17 protein-coding genes and 1 pseudogene are annotated in these 18,976 nt (G+C 71.2%); 14 read left to right on the top strand and 4 right to left on the bottom strand.

The window, feature by feature from the left end; all coding sequences use genetic code 11:
- Positions 1–98: 98 nt before the first annotated feature.
- Genes ACRQ5B_RS00585 through ACRQ5B_RS00575 form a run of 3 tightly spaced genes read left to right on the top strand, consistent with a single transcriptional unit; the run spans position 99 to position 3,185 of the window.
- On the top strand, positions 99–1,118 hold the full coding sequence (locus ACRQ5B_RS00585; protein ID WP_432395934.1) for a Bug family tripartite tricarboxylate transporter substrate binding protein: 1,020 nt from the start codon (positions 99–101) through the stop codon (positions 1,116–1,118).
- A gap of 32 nt (positions 1,119–1,150) precedes the next feature.
- The gene (locus ACRQ5B_RS00580; protein WP_432395931.1) at positions 1,151–1,660 is read left to right on the top strand and encodes a tripartite tricarboxylate transporter TctB family protein; all 510 of its coding nucleotides are present in this window, start codon (positions 1,151–1,153) and stop codon (positions 1,658–1,660) included.
- Entirely contained in the window at positions 1,653–3,185 is a 1,533-nt protein-coding gene (locus tag ACRQ5B_RS00575) for a tripartite tricarboxylate transporter permease (protein WP_432395928.1), read from the top strand. The genes ACRQ5B_RS00580 and ACRQ5B_RS00575 overlap by 8 nt, the downstream gene beginning before the upstream one ends.
- A 104-nt stretch (positions 3,186–3,289) precedes the next feature.
- On the opposite strand, the gene ACRQ5B_RS00570 is transcribed toward ACRQ5B_RS00575, so the two are convergent.
- On the bottom strand, positions 3,290–4,786 hold the full coding sequence (locus ACRQ5B_RS00570) for a lipase maturation factor family protein (protein ID WP_432398794.1): 1,497 nt from the start codon (positions 4,784–4,786) through the stop codon (positions 3,290–3,292).
- A gap of 74 nt (positions 4,787–4,860) precedes the next feature.
- On the opposite strand from ACRQ5B_RS00570, the gene dxr reads away from it, so the two are divergent.
- The 11 genes and pseudogenes from dxr to ACRQ5B_RS00515 all read left to right on the top strand — a co-directional run bounded on the left by dxr (position 4,861) and on the right by ACRQ5B_RS00515 (position 15,819).
- Positions 4,861–6,075, top strand: a complete 1,215-nt coding sequence (gene dxr / locus ACRQ5B_RS00565) for a 1-deoxy-D-xylulose-5-phosphate reductoisomerase (RefSeq protein ID WP_432395926.1) — start codon at positions 4,861–4,863, stop codon at positions 6,073–6,075.
- Between the two features lie 11 nt (positions 6,076–6,086).
- Positions 6,087–7,418, top strand: coding sequence for a M50 family metallopeptidase (locus ACRQ5B_RS00560; RefSeq protein ID WP_432395923.1), 1,332 nt, complete (start codon positions 6,087–6,089; stop codon positions 7,416–7,418).
- An 87-nt stretch (positions 7,419–7,505) separates the two neighbouring features.
- On the top strand, positions 7,506–7,973 hold the full coding sequence (locus ACRQ5B_RS00555) for a hypothetical protein (RefSeq protein ID WP_432395920.1): 468 nt from the start codon (positions 7,506–7,508) through the stop codon (positions 7,971–7,973).
- Positions 7,974–8,017: 44 nt separating this feature from the next.
- A complete protein-coding gene (locus ACRQ5B_RS00550; protein WP_432395917.1) occupies positions 8,018–8,254 on the top strand; it encodes a hypothetical protein in 237 nt (78 codons plus the stop codon).
- Positions 8,251–8,805 (top strand): hypothetical protein, encoded by a 555-nt coding sequence (locus tag ACRQ5B_RS00545; protein ID WP_432395914.1) that lies wholly within the window; start codon positions 8,251–8,253, stop codon positions 8,803–8,805. Before ACRQ5B_RS00550 ends, ACRQ5B_RS00545 begins: the two co-directional genes overlap by 4 nt.
- 50 nt (positions 8,806–8,855) lie before the next feature.
- The gene (locus ACRQ5B_RS00540) at positions 8,856–9,149 is read left to right on the top strand and encodes a YciI family protein (RefSeq protein ID WP_290258370.1); all 294 of its coding nucleotides are present in this window, start codon (positions 8,856–8,858) and stop codon (positions 9,147–9,149) included.
- A gap of 48 nt (positions 9,150–9,197) precedes the next feature.
- Positions 9,198–10,363 (top strand): annotated as a pseudogene (gene ispG / locus ACRQ5B_RS00535) (flavodoxin-dependent (E)-4-hydroxy-3-methylbut-2-enyl-diphosphate synthase).
- The gene (locus ACRQ5B_RS00530; protein ID WP_432398793.1) at positions 10,326–11,213 is read left to right on the top strand and encodes a GNAT family N-acetyltransferase; all 888 of its coding nucleotides are present in this window, start codon (positions 10,326–10,328) and stop codon (positions 11,211–11,213) included. Before ispG ends, ACRQ5B_RS00530 begins: the two are co-directional and overlap by 38 nt.
- Before the next feature lie 455 nt (positions 11,214–11,668).
- Entirely contained in the window at positions 11,669–13,480 is a 1,812-nt protein-coding gene (locus ACRQ5B_RS00525; protein WP_432395912.1) for a proline--tRNA ligase, read from the top strand.
- Positions 13,481–13,492: 12 nt separating this feature from the next.
- Complete coding sequence (locus ACRQ5B_RS00520; protein ID WP_412882572.1) at positions 13,493–14,287, top strand: sulfite exporter TauE/SafE family protein; 795 nt, start codon at positions 13,493–13,495, stop codon at positions 14,285–14,287.
- A 95-nt stretch (positions 14,288–14,382) separates the two neighbouring features.
- A complete protein-coding gene (locus tag ACRQ5B_RS00515; RefSeq protein WP_432395908.1) occupies positions 14,383–15,819 on the top strand; it encodes a pyridoxal phosphate-dependent decarboxylase family protein in 1,437 nt (478 codons plus the stop codon).
- 22 nt (positions 15,820–15,841) lie between these two features.
- On the opposite strand, the gene ACRQ5B_RS00510 is transcribed toward ACRQ5B_RS00515, so the two are convergent.
- The 3 genes from ACRQ5B_RS00510 to ACRQ5B_RS00500 all read right to left on the bottom strand — a co-directional run bounded on the left by ACRQ5B_RS00510 (position 15,842) and on the right by ACRQ5B_RS00500 (position 18,878).
- Positions 15,842–16,879: an aminoglycoside phosphotransferase family protein gene (locus ACRQ5B_RS00510; protein WP_432395906.1), complete on the bottom strand. Its 1,038-nt coding sequence runs from the start codon at positions 16,877–16,879 to the stop codon at positions 15,842–15,844.
- A 22-nt stretch (positions 16,880–16,901) separates the two neighbouring features.
- Positions 16,902–17,633, bottom strand: a complete 732-nt coding sequence (locus ACRQ5B_RS00505) for a VIT1/CCC1 transporter family protein (protein ID WP_432395903.1) — start codon at positions 17,631–17,633, stop codon at positions 16,902–16,904.
- Between the two features lie 102 nt (positions 17,634–17,735).
- A complete protein-coding gene (locus tag ACRQ5B_RS00500) occupies positions 17,736–18,878 on the bottom strand; it encodes a DUF4439 domain-containing protein (protein ID WP_432395900.1) in 1,143 nt (380 codons plus the stop codon).
- Between the last annotated feature and the right edge of the window lie 98 nt (positions 18,879–18,976).

Genomic DNA, 18,976 nt, shown 5'->3' with positions numbered 1-18,976 from the left:
CTACCTCTACGTCCTAATACTGTCCCGCCACCGTGGCCGCTCCTAGGGTCGGGGAAGTGATTCCAATGATGTGCATCACATGTGTCCAAGGAGAGATCATGACGTTCCACCACACCTTCACCCGCCGCGCCGCCCTCACCGCCGGAGCGGCCGGCCTGGCCCTCACCCTCGCGGCCTGCGGCGGCGGCACCGGCACCGGCAGCGCCGCCGGCAACGGATCCGCCGCCGAACCGGTCAAGAAGCTCAGCATCATCGTCCCCGCCAACCCCGGCGGCGGCTGGGACCAGACGGGCCGGGCCATCCAGGCGGACCTGCAGTCCAACAAGCTCGTCAGCTCCGCCCAGGTCACCAACATCGGCGGCGGCGGCGGCACCAACGGCCTGGCCAAGCTGGCCACCGAAAAGGACGCCAACACCCTGATGGTGATGGGCTACGTCATGGTCGGCGCCGTCGAGACCAACGGCGCCAAGTCCCGCCTGGAGGACACCACCCCGATCGCACGCCTCACCGAAGAGCCCCTGGTCCTGGTGGTCCCGGCGTCCTCGAAGTACCAGTCCGTCAAGGACCTGGTGGACGACATCAGGGCCAACGGCAAGGGCGTGGCCATCACCGGCGGCTCGGCCGGCGGCGCGGACCACATCCTGGCCGGGCAGATCCTCAAGTCCCAGGGCGTCGGCTCGGACAAGCTGAACTACATCGGCTACTCCGGCGGCGGCGAATCCATTGCCGCGCTGCTGGGCAACAAGGTCCAGGCCGGCATCTCGGGCATCGGCGAATACGCGGAACAGGTCAAGGCCGGCAAGGTCCGCGCGCTCGCCGTCTCCGGCAAGGGCGAGGTCCCGGCGCTGCCCGGCATCAAGCCGCTCACGGAGCAGGGCATCGACGTCGTGCTGACCAACTGGCGCGGCGTGGTGGCCCCCGGCTCCATCGACGACGCCCAGAAGACCAAGCTGACCGAGCTCGTCACCAAGCTGCACGAGACCGAGGCCTGGAAGTCCACCCTGAAGAAGAACAACTGGGACGACGCGTTCCTGGCCGGCGACGGCTTCAAGACCTTCCTGGGCGAGGACATCACCAAGGTCAAGACCACGCTGACCGAGATCGGCCTGGTCAAGTAACAGTGTCCGCCCCAACAACAGAGTCCACCCACGTGGAGGCGCCCGCCCGGCGGCCTCTCGGGGAGATTCTCTTCGCCCTCCTGTTCGTCAGCATCGGCGCGGCGGGACTCCTCACGGCGGGATCCATCCCGATCCCGCCGTCGGAGACCGGCATCGGCCCCCGCGCCTTCCCCTATATCGTCTGCGGCACCCTCGTGGCCGTCGGCACCGGCATCGTTATCCAGGTCCTGCGCGGCAAGGTGGGCCAGGCCGAGGAGGGCGAGGACCTCGACGCCGACGCCTCCACCGACTGGGTGGCCCTGGCCAAGCTGGTCGGGTTCGTAGTGCTGCACATCGTCCTGATCGAACCCGCCGGCTGGCCCGTGGCCGCGGCGGTCCTGTTCAGCGGCGCGGCCTGGACCCTCGAGGCCAAGCCGCTCTGGAAGGCGATCGTCGTCGCCGTGATCATGGCCCTGCTCCTGCAGTACGTCTTCGGCGGCCTGCTGGGCGTTTCCCTGCCCCCGGGTCCGCTGTTCGAGGGGGTGCCGTTCTTCCATGGATAGCATTTCGTTCCTGCTTGACGGCTTCGCCAATGCCCTCCAGCCGGTCTACCTGCTCTACGCCCTGGGCGGCGTCTTCGTCGGCACCGCCGTCGGCGTCCTCCCGGGCATCGGCCCGGCCATGACCGTGGCGCTGCTGATGCCCATCACCTACGCCCTGGACCCGGCGGCGGCGCTGATCGTGTTCGCCGGCATCTACTACGGCGGCATGTACGGCGGGTCGACGACGTCGATCCTGCTCAACACCCCCGGTGAATCCGCCTCGATCGTCACCGCCCTCGAAGGCAACAAGATGGCCAAGGCCGGCAGGGGAGCGGCGGCGCTGGCGACGGCGGCGATCGGTTCGTTCATCGCCGGCACCATCGCCACCGTGCTGCTGTCCTTCCTGGCCCCGGTGGTGGCGGAATTCGCCGTCGGCCTCGGCCCGGTGGACTACGTGGCACTCATGGTGGTGGCCTTCCTCACCGTCGGCGCGCTGCTGGGCGCCTCGGTGCTCCGGGGGCTCGCCTCCCTGGCCCTGGGCCTGTTCATCGGCTTGATCGGCATCGATGACAGCACCGCCCAGCAGCGGTTCACCTTCGACAACCCCAACCTGGTGGACGGCATCGACATGGTGCTGGTGGCCGTGGGCCTCTTCGCCCTGGGCGAGGCACTCTACGTCGCCTCCAAGCTCCGGCACGGTCCGGTGGAGGTCATCCCGGTCAGCAAGGGCAAGAACGCCTGGCTGTCCAAGGAGGACTGGAAGCGGTCCTGGAAGCCGTGGCTGCGGGGAACGTTCATCGGCTTCCCGATCGGCACGGTCCCGGCCGGCGGCGCGGACGTCTCCACGTTCCTGTCCTACGCGGCGGAACGGCGGCTGGCCAAGGGCGAGAACCGGCGCCAGTTCGGCAAGGGTGCGATCGAGGGCGTCGCCGGTCCGGAGGCGGCCAACAACGCCGCCGCCGCCGGTGTCCTGGTGCCGCTGCTGACCCTGGGCATCCCCACCACCGCCACCGCGGCGATGATGCTGACCGCGTTCCAGCGTTACCAGATCCAGCCCGGGCCGCTCCTGTTCGAAAACCAAGGCGCCCTGGTCTGGACCCTGATCGCCTCCCTGTACGTGGGCAACCTGATGCTGCTGGTGCTGAACCTGCCGCTGGTGGGCCTTTGGGTGAAGATCCTGCAGATCCCGCGGCCGTTCCTCTACGCGGGCATCCTGGTCTTCGCGGCCCTGGGCGCGTTCTCGGTGAACTTCTCGCCGATCGACGTCGGGGTGCTGCTGGTGGTGGGCATCCTGGGCTACTTCATGCGCCGCTACGGTTACCCGGTGGCGCCCATGGTGGTGGCGATGATCCTGGGGCCGATGTTCGAGGTGCAGCTGCGGCGCTCGCTGCAGCTCTCCCAGAACGACCCCACCGCGCTGTTCTCCACCCCGTTCGCCGTCGTGGTCTACGCGACCATGGCGCTGATCTTCCTGGGCTCCTGGTGGCTGCGCCGCCGGCAGGCCGCCCTGGAAGCGGTCACCGAGAAGGAATCTGTGTCCGTCTAGGGTGGGAGCAGCGGCCGGGCCACTGCGCCTGTTTGCCACGAATGGCCGGAATGGTACCTACCATTCCGGCCATTCGTGTCAGACGGGTGCGTTCCCGGCGGGACTCAGTCCTCCGGGGGCAGGGACAGCGGCGGGATGGACTCCTGCAGCAGGATCCGGACCCAGCGCTGTCCGGTGGCGCGGAACTCCGCCCGGGTGGCGAAGCGGTAGTGGAAACTCCGGGCCCGCACCCAGCGCGGCCGGGCGCCGTCGAACGGGTCCTCCCGCAGCAGCCGCAGCGTGGGACGGTCCGCCTCAAGCAGCTTCGCCAGGAACGCGTAGAACCACTGCTCGTGCACGGTGCGCAGCGGCAGGAACCACATCAGCCAGTCCAGCCGCAGGTGGTAGGGCGCCCACTGCCGCGGCACCCGCCGGACATCACCGGGCTTGCCGCGGAACCCGTACTCCCGCCAGTGCGCCGCCTCATCCGGCTCGGCGTCCAGGGTCCCCTCCACCACGACCTCGATCCGCTGCTTGGTCACCGACCCGAACGCCCCGTAGGCATTGACCAGCTGCCAGCGGTTGAACGCGGCATTCATCAGCTGGTATTTCGAGACCAGGTTCGCCGCCGGGCGGTAGCTCAGCACCAGCAGCAGCACGGTGGCCAGGACCACCAGCACCAGCCAGGGCAGCGGCGCCTGCGAACCCTCCGTTGACACGACACCTCCCGCCGGCACTGCTCCCTCCGCCGCGGCCGGGGCCCGCCAGCCGGACGGCAGGCCCGGAAACAGGGTATGCAGCACCGGATCGCTCACCGCCGCGAAGGCCAGCAGGATCGCCATCCAGTTCAGCCACGCGAAGTTGCCGCTGGCCACCAGCCACAGCTGGGTGAACACCACGATCCCCGCGGCCACGGACGCCAGCGGCTGCGGGGCGAAGAGGAAGAACGGCACCACCAGCTGGGCGCCGTGGTTGCCCAGCACCTCCAGCCGGTGCCAGGCCTTCGGCATGAGGTGGGCCTGGCGGCTGAGGGGTCCGGGCATCGGCTGGGTCTCGTGGTGGTAGTACAGCGCGGTGAGGTCCCGCCACTCCGGGCCGCCGCGGATCTTGATCATCCCCGCCCCGAATTCCAGCCGGAACAGCAGCCACACGAGCAGGAGCAGGATGGCCCGCGGCGGGGGAGTCTGCTCCGAGCCGAGGAACCCCACGGTGAATCCCGCCTCCAGCAGCAGCATCTCCCAGCCGAACCCGTAGAAGGTCTGGCCCACGTTCACGATCGACATGTACAGCAGCCAGAGCGCCAGGAACGCCAGCAGCGGCAGCCACGGCGGACCCTGCTGCGGCAGGCCCAGCACCAGGGCGGCGCCGATCAGCATCCCAAGGGCGCAGACCGCGCGCAGCCAACGGTCCGAATAGTGCCAGGCGAACAGGGTGGGCCGGAGCGGGCGCCGGGCGCGGGCCAGGAGCGAGGGTACCGGGAGCAGTCCGCGCTCGCCGAGGAGCGCCGGAAACTGGTTCAGCGAGGAGAGGAACGCCACCACAAAAACGGCCGCCACGCCGCGCTGCAGTACTTGCCGGGCGAATCCGTAGTCCGGCGCGTCAAACCAGGCCGTCCACTCCACGATTCCCACGGTACGCCGCCGCCGGATGGCGTCAAGGCGCGGCCGGGGCAGTGCCGGTGCGGGATACTGGAGGCATGAAGCCGCGCAGCATTGTCCTCCTCGGATCCACCGGGTCCATCGGTACCCAGGCCCTCGACGTCGTCGACGGGGCGCCCGACCGGTTCGAGATCGTGGCACTCAGTGCGGGCGGCGGCAACCTTGAACTCCTGGCCCGGCAGGCGGTCCACACCCGGGCCCGCGCCGTCGGCATCGCCGCCGGCGACCCGGCCGGCCTGCAGCGCCTGATCGACGACGCCGCGCGCGCGGCCGGGGTGACCGGCTACCGGCCGGAGATCCTCGCCGGCCCGGATGCCGCCACCCGGATCGCGGAGATCCCCGCCGACGTCGTCCTCAACGGCATCACCGGCTCGATCGGCCTGGCGCCCACCCTCGCCGCCCTGAAGTCCGGCGCCACGCTCGCCCTGGCCAACAAGGAATCCCTGATCGTCGGCGGCGCCCTGGTCAAGGCCGCCGCACGGGAGGGCCAGATCGTCCCGGTGGACTCCGAACACTCCGCCATCGCCCAGTGCCTGCGCTCCGGCACCGCCGCGGAGGTGAACCGCCTGGTCCTGACGGCCTCCGGCGGCCCGTTCCGCGGCCGGACCCGGGCCGAGCTGCTCGACGTGACCCCGCAGGACGCCCTGGCCCACCCCACCTGGGACATGGGCCTGATGGTCACCACCAACTCCGCCACCCTGGTCAACAAGGGCCTGGAGTTGATCGAGGCGCACCTGCTGTTCGACATCCCGCTGGACCGGATCGACGTCGTGGTCCACCCGCAGTCCGTGGTGCACTCGATGGTGCAGTTCGCCGACGGGTCCACTATCGCCCAAGCGTCCCCGCCGGACATGCGCCTGCCGATTGCCCTGGGCCTCGGCTGGCCGGACCGGGTGCCCGGCGCCGCATCCCCGTGCGACTGGACCCGGGCCACCAGCTGGACCTTCGAGCCGCTGGACACCGAGGCGTTCCCCGCCGTCGGCCTGGCCAAGGACGCCGCCCGCCGCGGCAGCACCTACCCTGCGGTCTTCAACGCCGCCAACGAGGAAGCCGTGATGGCCTTCCACGCCGGCCGGATCCGCTTCCCGGACATCGTGGACACCGTCGAGGCCGTCCTCAGCGAGCATTCAGGTTCCTCCGGGCTGACGGTCGAGGCCGTGCTGGATGCTGAAACGTGGGCACGCGCGCGGACTCTCGAGCGTTTGGCCGTAGGAACCACCGCCACCCCCAGCCAGTCCGTGCCCAGGAAGTAGCCAGACCCAGCATGAGCCCCGTTCTCCTCTTCATCCTCGGCGTCGTCTTTGTCGTGATCGGCATCGCCGTGTCCATCGCCCTGCACGAGGTGGGCCACCTGGTGCCGGCCAAGCTGTTCAAGGTCCGCGTCACCAAGTACATGATCGGTTTCGGTCCCACCCTCTGGTCCCGGCGCCGCGGCGAGACCGAATACGGCGTCAAGGCCATCCCGCTCGGCGGCTTCGTCTCGATGATCGGCATGTACCCGCCCAACCCGGAGGACGGCACCGTCCGGGCCTCCAGCACCGGCATGTTCCAGTCGCTGGCCGCCGACGCGCGGTCGCTGGCGCATGAGGAGATCGGCCCCGACGACCGGGACCGGGTGTTCTACCGGCTGCCGGTCTGGAAGAAGATCATCATCATGCTCGGCGGGCCGGCCATGAACCTGCTGATCGGCGTCGTGCTGACGGCCGTGCTGCTGATGGGCTTCGGCGTGGCGGGCTCCACCACCATTATCGCCGACGTCTCCAAGTGCCAGGTCAAGGCCGGGGAGACCGTGGACCCGAACTCGCAGGACTGCAAGCTCACTCCCGCGGCCGCCGCCGGGCTGAAGCCGGGCGACACGATCACCTCCTTCGACGGCAAGCAGGTCACCAACTGGGACGAGCTCACCGGCTGGATCAGGGCCTCGGCCGGCAGGACCGTGAGCGTCACGGTCCAGCGCGGCGGCGCCCCGGTCACCACCACGGTGACGCCGGTGCTGTCCTCCCGCCCGGTGGTCGGCGCCGACGGCCGCCAGGCCAAGGACGCGGACGGTAAGCTCCGCTACCAGGACGTCGGCTTCCTCGGCATCGGCCCGCAGTCGGCTCTGGTGCAGCAGCCGGCGTCGGCGGTGCTCCCGATGGCGGGGGAGAACATCAAGCAGATCGCCGGCGTCGTCCTGAACCTCCCGGCGCGCGTGGTCGGCGTCGCGCAGGCGGCCTTCAGTTCGGAACCCCGGGACCCCAACGGCCCGATCAGCGTGGTGGGCGTCGGCCGGGTGGCCGGCGAGGTCGCCGCCATGGAACAGGTGCCGCTGCAGAGCCGGCTCGCCACCCTGGTGGGCCTGCTCGCCGGGCTCAACTTCGCCCTGGCGGTCTTCAACCTCGTCCCGCTGCTGCCGCTCGACGGCGGCCACGTGGCGGGCGCCCTGTACGAGGGTGTCCGGCGCCGGATCGCCAAGCTCTTCGGCCGGCCTGATCCGGGGGCGTTCGACATCGCCAAGATGCTGCCGGTGACCTATGTGGTGGCGGCGTTGCTGATGGGCATGTCCGCGCTGCTGATCTACGCGGACATCGTCAAACCGGTGAACCTTTTCGGCTGATTCCTGTTCCTAAGCCATTTTGGGCTGATTTGTGATAATCAGCTTTAGATGGTTGATCTTTGTGAATCAGCCGCCTAGGGTTGCGGTATGTACGTCCTGACGATTGACCAGCGCGGCAGCAGCACCGATGTGGACCGGGTTCCCGGCCTGCTGGCCGAACTGGCCCGGCTACTCCCCGGAGCCACCTTCGAACGATCCGTCGGCGACGAGCTGCAGGGGGTGCTGCAATCGCCGGCCGAGGTGGTGGACACCGCCCTGCACGTCCTCCGCGACGGCCACTGGTACGTCGGAATCGGCGTCGGGGCCGTGGACCGGCCGCTGCCCGCCAGCCCCCGTGAAGGCTCCGGGCCGGCGTTCGTAGCGGCCCGGCTCGCCGTGGAGCGGGCCAAGGCTGCCGGGTACGTTCCCCTCGCCGTCGCAGCCGGCACCGCGGGGACCCCGCGCCGCGGGGCAACCCCCGCCCGGCCGGCTCCGGGGACGGCGCCGCCGGGACACCGGCTGCCGCGCCGCCGGGAGAGCGGGAGGCGGCCAACGCCGAGGCGGTACTGCGGCTGATCGGCCGCCTGGTCCAGGACCGGACCGCGGCCCAGTGGAAGGTGGTGGACGCGCTGCGTGACGTCCGCGACGGACGCGCCGGCACCCACGGCAGCCAGAAGGCCGCCGCCGCCGCGCTGGGAATCACGGAGCAGTCGGTGAGCCGTGCCCTGCTTCGCTCCGGCTGGCAGGAAGAATGGGCGGCACGGCCCGCGGCGGAAATGCTGCTGGCCCTGGCCGACGGCCAGACCGCCGGCGCGGACGGCCACGCCGCGCGCCCCTCGAGCGAAGGAGACCGGTGAACGCCCTCTGGATCACACTGGCGCTGCTGATTGCGGGCTTTGCCGGCTGGCCGGTCACCGCCCTGGTCTTCCGCCTGGCCCGCACCATCGACGACAAGGCCGACGCCGGGCAGGCGGCCGACGCGGTTGACGGCACCAACGACAGCGGTGTCGAAGGTGGTGCCGACGGCGGTCCCGGCTGGAGCGACGACCCCTCGGCCGGCGAGGCAACCACGTCTGCCGGAACCCCGGCAGTCCCTGCCGCAGCAACCCCCGAGACCCCAGCCCCCGAGACCCCGGCCCCCGCGCCCGTCCCGGCGGCCGCCGTCGGCACCCGCATCCTGCGCGGCGGGGCGATCATCGGCGTGCTGGAACGCCTCGCCGTCGCCCTCGCCATCCTGGCCGGGCAGCCGGTGGCCATCGCCTACGTGGTCGCCATCAAGGGCCTGGGCCGGTTCGCCGAACTGAAGGAGACCCCGGTGGCGGCCGAGAGATTCATCATCGGCACCCTCACCTCCATGCTCTGGGCCGCCGGCGTGGCCGCGCTGGCGAGGATTCTGCTGCAGGCCTGAAACCGGGGCGATGGATGGGAACCCGGCAGGCTGGGGGATAGGGTAGCGGTATGACTGTTTTTGCTGTTGAGTACGTTTACGACGCCGAGTCCGCCGAATCCCGCGCCGCCGCCCGTCCCGCCCACCGGGAATGGACCGCCGGCCTGGCCGAAGACGGCACCCTGCTGGCCAGTGGCCCGTACTCCGACGGCGCCGGCGCGTTGCTGATCCTCAAGGCAGCCGACGAGCAGGCCCTGAGCGAGCTGCTCAAGCAGGACCCGTTCGCCGCCGCCAGCGCCATCTCCGGTATCCGCACCACGGCCTGGGCGCCGGTGACCGGCCTGCTGGCCGGCCACTCCGCCTAAGCGGCCCGCCCACCCTTCGCTCAACGCTTCGATCCCAGAGGAGTCCCCGTGACCTCGGTCAGCCTCGGAATGCCGTCGGCACCGCCCCCGTTCTTGCCCCGCGCCGGAAAACCCGCCAGATCAAGGTCGGCTCGGTCGGCGTCGGCTCCGACTTCCCGATCAGCGTGCAGTCCATGACGACCACGCCGACCACGGATATCAACGCCACCCTGCAGCAGATCGCGGAGCTCACCGCCTCCGGCTGTGACATCGTCCGCGTGGCCTGCCCCTCCGCCGACGACGCGGAGGCGCTGCCCATCATCGCGAAGAAGTCGCAGATCCCAGTGATCGCGGACATCCACTTCCAGCCGAAGTACGTCTTCGCCGCGATCGAGGCCGGCTGCGCAGCGGTCCGGGTCAACCCCGGAAACATCCGCAAGTTCGATGACCAGGTCAAGGAAATCGCCCGCGCCGCCAAGGACCACGGCACCTCCATCCGGATCGGCATCAACGCCGGCTCGCTGGAGCCCGGCATCATGAAGAAGTACGGCAAGGCCACCCCGGAGGCGCTCGTCGAGTCCGCCGTCTGGGAAGCCTCGCTCTTCGAGGAGCACGGCTTTCACGACTTCAAGATCTCGGTCAAGCACAACGACCCCGTCGTCATGGTGGCCGCCTATGAGATGCTCGCGGAAAAGGGCGACTGGCCCCTGCACCTCGGCGTGACCGAGGCCGGTCCCGCCTTCCAGGGCACCATCAAGTCCGCCACCGCCTTCGGCGCCCTGCTCTCCCGGGGCATCGGCGACACCATCCGCGTGTCCCTCTCCGCCCCGCCGGTGGAGGAGGTCAAGGTGGGCAACCAGATCCTGCAGTCGCTGAACCTGCGCCCCCGCAAACTCGAGATCGTCTCATGCCCGTCCTGCGGACGCGCCCAGGTGGATGTCTATACGCTCGCCGAGGAAGTTACCGCCGGCCTCGAGGGCATGGAGGTGCCGCTGCGCGTGGCCGTCATGGGCTGCGTGGTCAACGGGCCCGGCGAGGCCCGCGAGGCGGACCTCGGCGTGGCGTCCGGCAACGGCAAGGGCCAGATCTTCGTCAAAGGCGAGGTCATCAAGACCGTCCCCGAGAACCAGATCGTTGAGACACTGATCGAAGAGGCCATGCGCCTCGCCGAAGAGATGGGGGAAGCCGATGGCGAAGATGCTGTCAAGGGTGGCCCCGTGGTTAGCGTTTCGTAAGGACGGTACCCAGGCCGGTGCCGCCGTCCGCCTCCTCGGCGCCGGCGACACCGGCACCCTCCGCGATCTTGCGCGGCGCGACCCCGTCGCAAACGTCTTCATCCTGTCCCACCTCGAATCCACCGGTACCGCCGCGCCAACCGCCGGCGGCGCCAGCATCCTCGGCGTGTTCGACGGCGGGACGCTCGTCTCGGCCTGCTGGGCCGGGGCGAACCTGGTGCCGGTCGAACTGGACACCGACCTCGCGCCCCTCGTCGCGGCCGCGGCACACCGCACCGGGCGCCGCTATGCCTCCATCTTCGGCCCCGCCGAGGCCGTGCTGGCGCTGCACGAGGCCATGGAGGACCTGGGGCACACCGCCCAGGAAATCAGGGCCGACCAGCCGCTCATGACCATCAGCGGCACGCCACTGATCGAGCCCAACCCGGCGTTGGGCTTCGGGCAGATGGCCGACTTCGACCGCATCCTCCCCGCCTGCGCCGCGATGTTCGAGGAGGAGGTGGGCTACTCGCCCTACCTCGGCGGCCGCGAGTTCTACAGCCGGCGGGTCAAGGGGCTGATCCGGGCCGGGCACTCCATGGTCCACCTTGGCCCCGACGGCGAGGTCATCTTCAAGGCCGAACTCGGCGCTGTCACATCCGCCGTCACGCAGGTCCAGGGCGTCTGGATGAATCCCACCCACCGGGGGCTCGGCCTCAGCGCCGGGTACATGGCCGCCGTCGTGCTCCTGGCCCAGCGGCTCGCGCCGGTGACCAGCCTCTACGTCAACGATTTCAACGTCCGTGCCCGGGCCAGCTACGAGCGAGTGGGCTTCGAACAGACCGGCAACTTCGCGACGGTGCTGTTCTAGGCCGGCGCTCTTCTAAGCCGGTGCCGTTCCACCCCGCCCGAGACACGTCATGTCACCGACTTGTGACAAAAATATAAGGGCACACTCTTGTTTTGGCGACGGGGATCACATAGGTTCTAGCTAGCCGCGCCGAGAAGGCGCGAGCGGTCTCAGGGAAACCACCAACTGGCCCCGCAGCCGCCCGGAAGGGCAGGCTCGGGCCAGGGTTAACAGCCTTGATAAAAGCGGCACTGGGGTCGCGGGGCCGCGCCACGACGGATGACCAGCCGGAGACGGCCAGGGGCTTCCACGCCGGGGCGCGGCCCTTCCCATTCCCGGACGCCTGCCGCCCGGACATGCCGCCCCGGGAACCCGCCGCACCGGGACCCTGCCCCGCGGCGAGGCGGTAGATTGGTAGCTGGACATTTCGTGCCTCCCCGGAGGCCCCGCATTTCTCAGAAACGGATACCTCTCCAGTGGTCCTTCGACTCTCCCAGCTGTTCCTGCGCACCCTGCGTGAAGACCCCGCCGACGCCGAGGTGGCCAGCCACCGGCTGCTGGTCCGGGCGGGCTACATCCGCCGCGCGGCTCCCGGCATCTACACCTGGCTGCCGCTCGGCCTGAGCGTGCTGCGCCGGGTGGAGCAGATCATCCGCGAGGAGATGACGGCGATCGGCGCCCAGGAGGTCCACTTCCCGGCGCTGCTGCCGAAGGAACCCTACGAGGCGACCAACCGCTGGACCGAGTACGGCGAGGGCATCTTCCGGCTCAAGGACCGCAAGGGCAACGACTACCTGCTGGCCCCCACGCATGAGGAAATGTTCACCCTGCTGGTCAAGGACCTGTACTCCTCGTACAAGGACCTGCCGCTGAGCATCTACCAGATCCAGAACAAGTACCGCGACGAGGCACGCCCCCGGGCAGGCCTGCTCCGCGGCCGTGAGTTCATCATGAAGGACTCCTACTCCTTCGACGTCGACGACGCCGGCCTGGACGCCAGCTACGCCGCTCACCGCAGCGCCTACCTGAAGATCTTCGAGCGTCTCGGCCTCGAGGTCATCCCGGTGACCGCGACGGCCGGCGCCATGGGCGGGTCAAAGAGCGAGGAATTCCTGCACCCCACCGAGATCGGCGAGGACACCTTCGTCCGGTCCGCCGGCGGCTACGCGGCCAACGTCGAGGCCGTCACCACCGTCGTTCCCGCGGAGATCGACTTCACCAACGCCCCCGCCGCCGAGGTGCGCGACACCCCGGACACCCCCACCATCGACACCCTCGTGGCGGCCGCCAACGCCCTGGCGCCCCGCAGCGAGGCCGACGGCGGCGCCTGGACTGCCGCGGACACGCTGAAGAACGTCGTGCTCGCCGTCACCCTGCCCACCGGTGAGCGCCAGCTCGTCGTCATCGGCGTCCCCGGCGACCGCGGCGTGGACCTCAAGCGCGTCGAGGCCACCATCGGATCCTTCCTGCCGATCGCCGGTGAGATCACCCTGGAGGCAGCCAACGAGGAGGACCTCAAGAAGCAGCCCCTGCTGGTCAAGGGCTACATCGGCCCGGGCCTGTCCCTGGACGCCCCGCTGCTCGGTTCCGAGGGCGCGTCGAAGCTGCTCTACCTGGTGGACCCCCGCGTCGTCAGCGGCTCCGCCTGGATCACCGGCGCCAACGAGGCCGGCAAGCACGTCTTCGGCCTGGTGGCCGGACGCGACTTCGGCTGGGACGGCGTCATCGAGGCCACCGAAGTCCGCGCCGGCGACCCCGCCCCGGACGGCTCCGGCCCGCTGGAAACCGCCCGCGGCATCGAAATGGGCCACATCTTCCAGCTCGGCCGCAAGTACGCCGAGGCCCTGGACCTCAAGGTACTGGACCAGAACGGCAAGCAGGTCGTCGTCACCATGGGCTCCTACGGCGTCGGCGTCACCCGCGCGGTGGCGGCCCTGGCCGAATCCAACCACGACGAGAAGGGCCTGGTCTGGCCCCGCGCCGTCGCCCCGGCCGACGTGCACGTCGTCGCCGTCGGACGCGGCGAGGAGATCTTCGCCGCCGCCGAGAAGCTCGCGCTCGAACTGGAGGCCGCCGGCCTCGAGGTCATCTACGACGACCGACCCAAGGTCTCACCGGGGGTGAAGTTCGGCGACGCCGAACTCGTCGGCGTGCCCACCATCCTGGCCGTTGGCCGCGGCCTGGTGGACGGCGTCGTCGAGATCAAGGACCGCCGCAGCGGCAACGCCGAGAACATCGCCGTGGACCGGGCGGTGGACTACGTGGTCAACGCCGTCCGCAACGCCTGACCCGGCCCGGGGATGCTTTCGGGTCTTGAATCAATCCAGCTCACCACCCTGATCCTGGTGGTGGTAGCCGGGTTCGCCGCCGGATGGATCGACGCCGTCGTCGGCGGCGGGGGACTGATCCAGCTGCCGGTCATGCTCCTGGTGCCGGGCATCAGCCCGGTGCAGGCGCTGGCGACCAATAAGATGGGCTCCATCTTCGGCACCACCACCAGCGCGGTGACGTTCTACCGCCGGGTGCGGCCGGACCTGCGCACCGCTATCCCGATGGCGGTGATCGCCCTGGCCGGCAGCTTCGGCGGGGCGATCCTGGCCGCCACCCTGCCGGCCAGCGTCTTCAAGCCGATCATCGTGGCCGCGCTGGTGGCCGTGGCCCTGTTCACGGCGCTGCGGCCCAACGTGGGAGAGCTGACCAAGCTGCGCCACGACGGGCACCGGCACTACCTGATCGCATGCCTGATCGGCGGCGTCATCGGATTTTACGACGGCATGATCGGGCCCGGAACGGGGTCCTTCCTGATCATCGCGCTGGTGTCCGCCATGGGCTACGCCTTCCTCGAGGCCAGCGCCAAGGCGAAGATCGTCAACATGGCCACCAACGCCGGGGCGCTCCTGTTCTTCCTTCCGCACGGGTCCCTGCTCTGGGGCCTGGGCCTGGTCCTCGGCGGGGCAAACATGGCCGGCGGCTACCTCGGCGCCCGGACCGCCGTCAGCCGCGGCAGCAAGTTCATCCGGATCGTGTTCCTGGTGGTGGTGGGCGTGCTGATCATCAAGCTCGGCTCCGACGTCTGGCACGACACCCTCGGCTAAGGCTTCGGCGCCGGGCGCCGTGCAGGGCTCCGCGCGCGGACCGCTCGGACCGCAGGGCCCTGCCGCGGCGGCGGCGCCGGGCGTAGCATGCAGCTATGTCCGCACCCGGTGAGCGCTACCGCGACGCCCTGGCCGCTGCGGCCGGCCACGCCCGGCGGTGGCTGGAGAGCCAGCAGTCCCGTCCCATCGGCCCCGCCCGGAGCGCCGCGGAGCTCGCCGCCGACTTCGGCGGCCCGCTCCCGTCCGGCGGCACCCCCGCGGCCGAGGTGGTGAACTACCTCGCGGAAAAGGCCGAACCCGGGCTGATGGCCATGCCCTCCGGCCGGTTCTTCGGCTGGGTGATCGGCGGGACGCTGCCCGCCGCCCTGGCCGCGGACTGGCTGGTCAGCGCCTGGGACCAGAACGCCGGACTCCGGTTCGCCACCCCCGCCACCGCCGCCATCGAGGAGGCCGCGGGCCGGTGGCTGCTCGAGCTGCTAGGCCTGCCGCAGGAGTCGGGGGTGGGGTTCGCCACCGGCGCCACCATGGCAAACTTCACCGGCCTGGCCGCCGCGCGCTGGCGCCTGCTGCACGACGCCGGCTGGGACTCCGACGCCGACGGCCTCGCCGGCGCGCCGCGGATCCGCTGCTTCGCGGGCGCCGAACGCCACGACACCATTGACTTGGGCCTCCGCTACCTCGGGCTCGGCCGGCCCACCGCCGTAACCTCGGACGCGGAGGGCCGGATCGACCCGGCGGCCCTGGACCGTGCGCTCGGGGCGGCGGTTGCCGAAGGTGGTCCGGGTACCGGATCCGTGCCGCTGCTGGTCTGCCTGCAGGCCGGCAACCTGCACTCGGGTGCCTTCGACCCGTTCCGGGATGCCATCGCCGTCGCCAAATCCCACGGCGCGTGGGTCCACGTGGACGGGGCCTTCGGTCTCTGGGCCGCCGCCGTGCCGGAGCTGGCCGCCCTGACCGACGGGCTGGACGGGGCAGACTCCTGGGGGACCGATGCGCACAAGACCCTCAACGTGCCCTATGACTGCGGGATCGCGGTGGTCCGGGACGTCGCCGCGCTCCGGGCGGCGATGGGCCTGCACACCAGCTACCTCATCCAGGCCGCCGACGGTGCCGCCGATCCGTTCGAGACCGTGCCGGAGCTGTTCCGGCGCGCCCGCGGCGTGCCGGTCTGGGCCGCGCTGAAGTCCCTCGGCCGTGACGGCGTCGCCGGGCAGGTACGCGGCCTGGTGCTCCGCGCCCACCAACTGGCCGAGGCGCTGGCCGCGCTCGACGGCGTCGAGGTGCTCAACGACGTCGTCTACACCCAGGTCTCGCTGGCCTTCGGAGACGACGCCACCACCCGGGCGGTCACGGACCGGATCATCGCCGACGGGCGGGTCTGGATGTCCGGTTCGCGCTGGCGGGGCCGGGACATCCTGCGGATCTCGGTGAGCAACTGGAGCACCGACGACGGCGACGTGGCCACCGCGGTCTCGGCGGTCCGGGACGCGCTTGCCGCCGTCCGGGGCATGCCGGAGCAGGCGGGCACCTAGCGCGGCTTCCTAGCGCGGCAGCCTAGCCGCGGGAGGGGCCGGTGGCGCCCGGGACCGGCAGGTCCGCGGGCATCGGCAGCCCGTCGAGGGTCCGCCCGGCGAGGGTGCTGGCGACCCAGAGCGAGCGCGTCCGGCCGCCGTCGTTCCGCTCCTCCGTGTACCAGAGCGCGTTCTCGACTTCCCGTGCCAGGGCCCATTGCCGGGCGACGTCGCCGTCGAGGCCCGCGGCGGCGCTGAAATCGTGGCAGCGCTCCAGCAGCGCGGCAGCCGGATCGGCGGCGGACAACTCGGCCAGCCGGTTCCAGAGCAGTGGTGCCACCGCGAACTCCGCCTCGCCCACCAGCGGGTGCGGATCGATGGCACGGTAATCGTCCGGATCCCCGGACCCGGCCGCTGTCCCGGGACGGGCCAGGATGTTCAGGAAGTGCAGGTCGGCGTGGACCAGGACGTCGACGCCGGAGCGCCGGCCCACCGCGCCCCGGGTCTGGCAGACCTCCAGGGCGGCCTCCAGGAGCCAGCGGGGGAAGGGCCGGCCCAGGGCCTCCCAGCGTTCGGGGAACTCGTCGCTCCACCGCTCGGCCAGGGCGGCCACCTGCTCGAAGCCGCGCCACGCGGGGCGGCCGTCCGGGGCGATCGAGAGCCGGCGAACCAGGCCGCCCCACACCGCGGCGGCCGCCGCCAGGGGCACCTCCTGCAGTGAGCGGGCGGCCTCCAGCCGCTCCAGCACCAGCACGCCGGCCTCCGGGTCGGCGGCGATCAGCCGGACCGCGCCCCGGCCCTCCCAGAGCCCGAGGGCGAGGTGTTCGGCCCGGGATTCCTCGTGCGGGTAGGCGGCCTTCAGTACACCGGGCGTGCCGTCGTTCAGCCGCACCGGGACGACAACGGCGCCATGGCCGCTCCAGGGTTCCGCGCCGGGCGCCAGGTCAAGGACGAGCGAAAACGTCCCAAGGGCGTCCGCGATCACTCCGGGCAGGGACGCCAGCCAGGCGCGGCCCTCGGCGGTTCGGGAGTACCTGCGGGAGAGGGCGGCCGGGACTGGAACGGGGCTGGGCGAAGTCACCGTCCCAGCGTAGTGTCGGCGATCAGCCGGCGAAGCCGCTCGCGCCCAGCCAGTTGCCGATCAGGAAGGTCGCCAGCAGCGCCGCGGCGCCGCCGATCACCACGCGGATTGCGGCCTTGCCCTTGGAGCCGCCGCCGATCCAGGCGCCCACGGCACCCGTGGCGGCCAGGGCGACCAGCACCGCGGCGAAGGTGAGCGGAACGCGGATATTCTCCGGCGGCAGCAGGATCGCCAGCATCGGGAGGATCGCACCGACCAAGAAGGCGATGGCGGACGCGAGGGCCGCGTGCCAGGGGCTGACGATGTCGGTCTCGTCGATGTTCAGTTCGGCCGCGAGGTGCGCGCTGAGCGCGTCGTGGGCGGTCAGCTCCCGGGCAACGGCGCCGGCGGTCTCCGGGCTGAGGCCCTTCGCCTGGTAGATGGCGGTGAGCTCGGCGAGTTCCTCCTCGGGCTGTTCGGCCAGCTCTCGGCGTTCCTTCTCGATCAGCGCCTCCTGGCTGTCCTTTTGGCTGCTGACGGACACGTATTCGCCCAGGGCCATGGAGATGGCACCGCCGACGACGCCGGCGGCACCGGCGATCAGGATGGGGCCGGAATCGGTGGTCACGCCCGCGACGCCCACCACGATCGCGGCGACCGAGACGATCCCGTCGTTGGCACCGAGGACACCGGCGCGCAGCCAGTTCAGCCGGTGCGCGAGGTCGTTGCGGTGCGGTTCATTGTCTTGAAGAACGGGTGCCTGGCTGGTTTCCATGCGTACAGCCAACCACCACGGCCGCAAACCCGGCCAGTATCCGGAGGCTAAGCAAACTAAGCCGCGCCTACCCTGATATCCCGGCTATCCGGCCGGCGCTGACTAACCGGCAACAGCAGCCGGAAGCGTGGGCAGCTCCGCGGGGTCCACCGACAGGCCCGGGGTCGGCTCCGGTGCAGCGCCCCAGGCGGCGGCGCGGCGGCCGGCCTCCAGCAGACCGGACACGGCCCACTGGCGGGTGCTGCCGTCGCTGAGGCCCACCAGGTCGGCATAGGCCGCCAGCGAGCCGGACTCCAGCCCGCGCAGCCCGGCCGCCGGCGAGGCCAGGAACGCGGGGTCCAGTGCGTAGCCGGCCTGGCGCGGGGGAGCGGCGGCGCAGTGCTGCCGGGCCTGTTCCTCGGCGGCCGCGGCGAGGGCCTCGTGGCGGGTCAGCCGGGTGGCGGCCGCAGCGGCCCCGGGGCCGTCCAGACGCGTCAGCGCCACCTGGTAGGCGTAGACGGTTTCCCGCTCGGTGCTGATCACCTCAGCGAGGGCATTCGCCAGGTCCGCTCGCGCCGATGACGCCGACGCGGAGGGGGCAGCAGAGGGGGAACCCGTCGCGGTGGGGCAGGCCGAGGGGACCGGGGTCGCGGACACGGTAGCCGGGGCGGTGGGAGAGGGGGCAGCCGCCGGGGCACTCGACGTTGCCGGGTCCGGCGTGCCGCTCGCGGCGGCCAAGGCGGAGGCCTGCAGCAGCTGGCCGGTGCCGACCGAGGCGAGCAGGCGGGCCGTCCCGGGATCCGCGGCGGCGGCGTCGGCCAGGCGTTGCCGCCCGCTGGCGTCCAGCGCGGTGACGAGCGACGCGGCCGTCACGGGCGCGTCGGACGGTGAAGCCTCCGCGGCGGACGGGGGCGCCGAAGCGGGAGAGGGGGACGCGGACGCCGGGGACGGGGAAGCCGAGACGGCGGCCGACCCGGGCCGCCAGAGCGCCCGGGCCTGGGTTGTCAGGAAACTCACAGTGCCGTCCGCGGCGGTCCCAGCTCCGGTGAGCCGTTCCGCGTCGGAACGGAGCTCCACGGTGTCGGCGAGGGCGGCGGCCAGGGCCCGCTCGGACGCGGTCGGCGGGGCCGGTTCCGCGGGCTTGCCGGGGCGCACCACCAGCCCCAAAGTCAGCACCACCACGGCGAGGACGACGATCAGCGCCAGCCGGGGAAGGTTCCGGGGCAGGCGGGCCCGCCGTCGTTCTCCGCTGGTCTCCTCGTTCACAACAGACCATTTTGGCACGGCCCACACGCGAGCCACCGCCGTGGGGCCCGGGGAGGCCCGACGGCGGTGCGCGGGCCGGAACTGGAGTGCGCCACCGG

This window comes from Pseudarthrobacter sp. L19, assembly GCF_050859435.1.
Lineage (GTDB): Bacteria > Actinomycetota > Actinomycetes > Actinomycetales > Micrococcaceae > Arthrobacter.
Note: the sequence above shows the minus strand (reverse complement) of the source record. Positions and strands in the feature narration are given on the sequence as shown.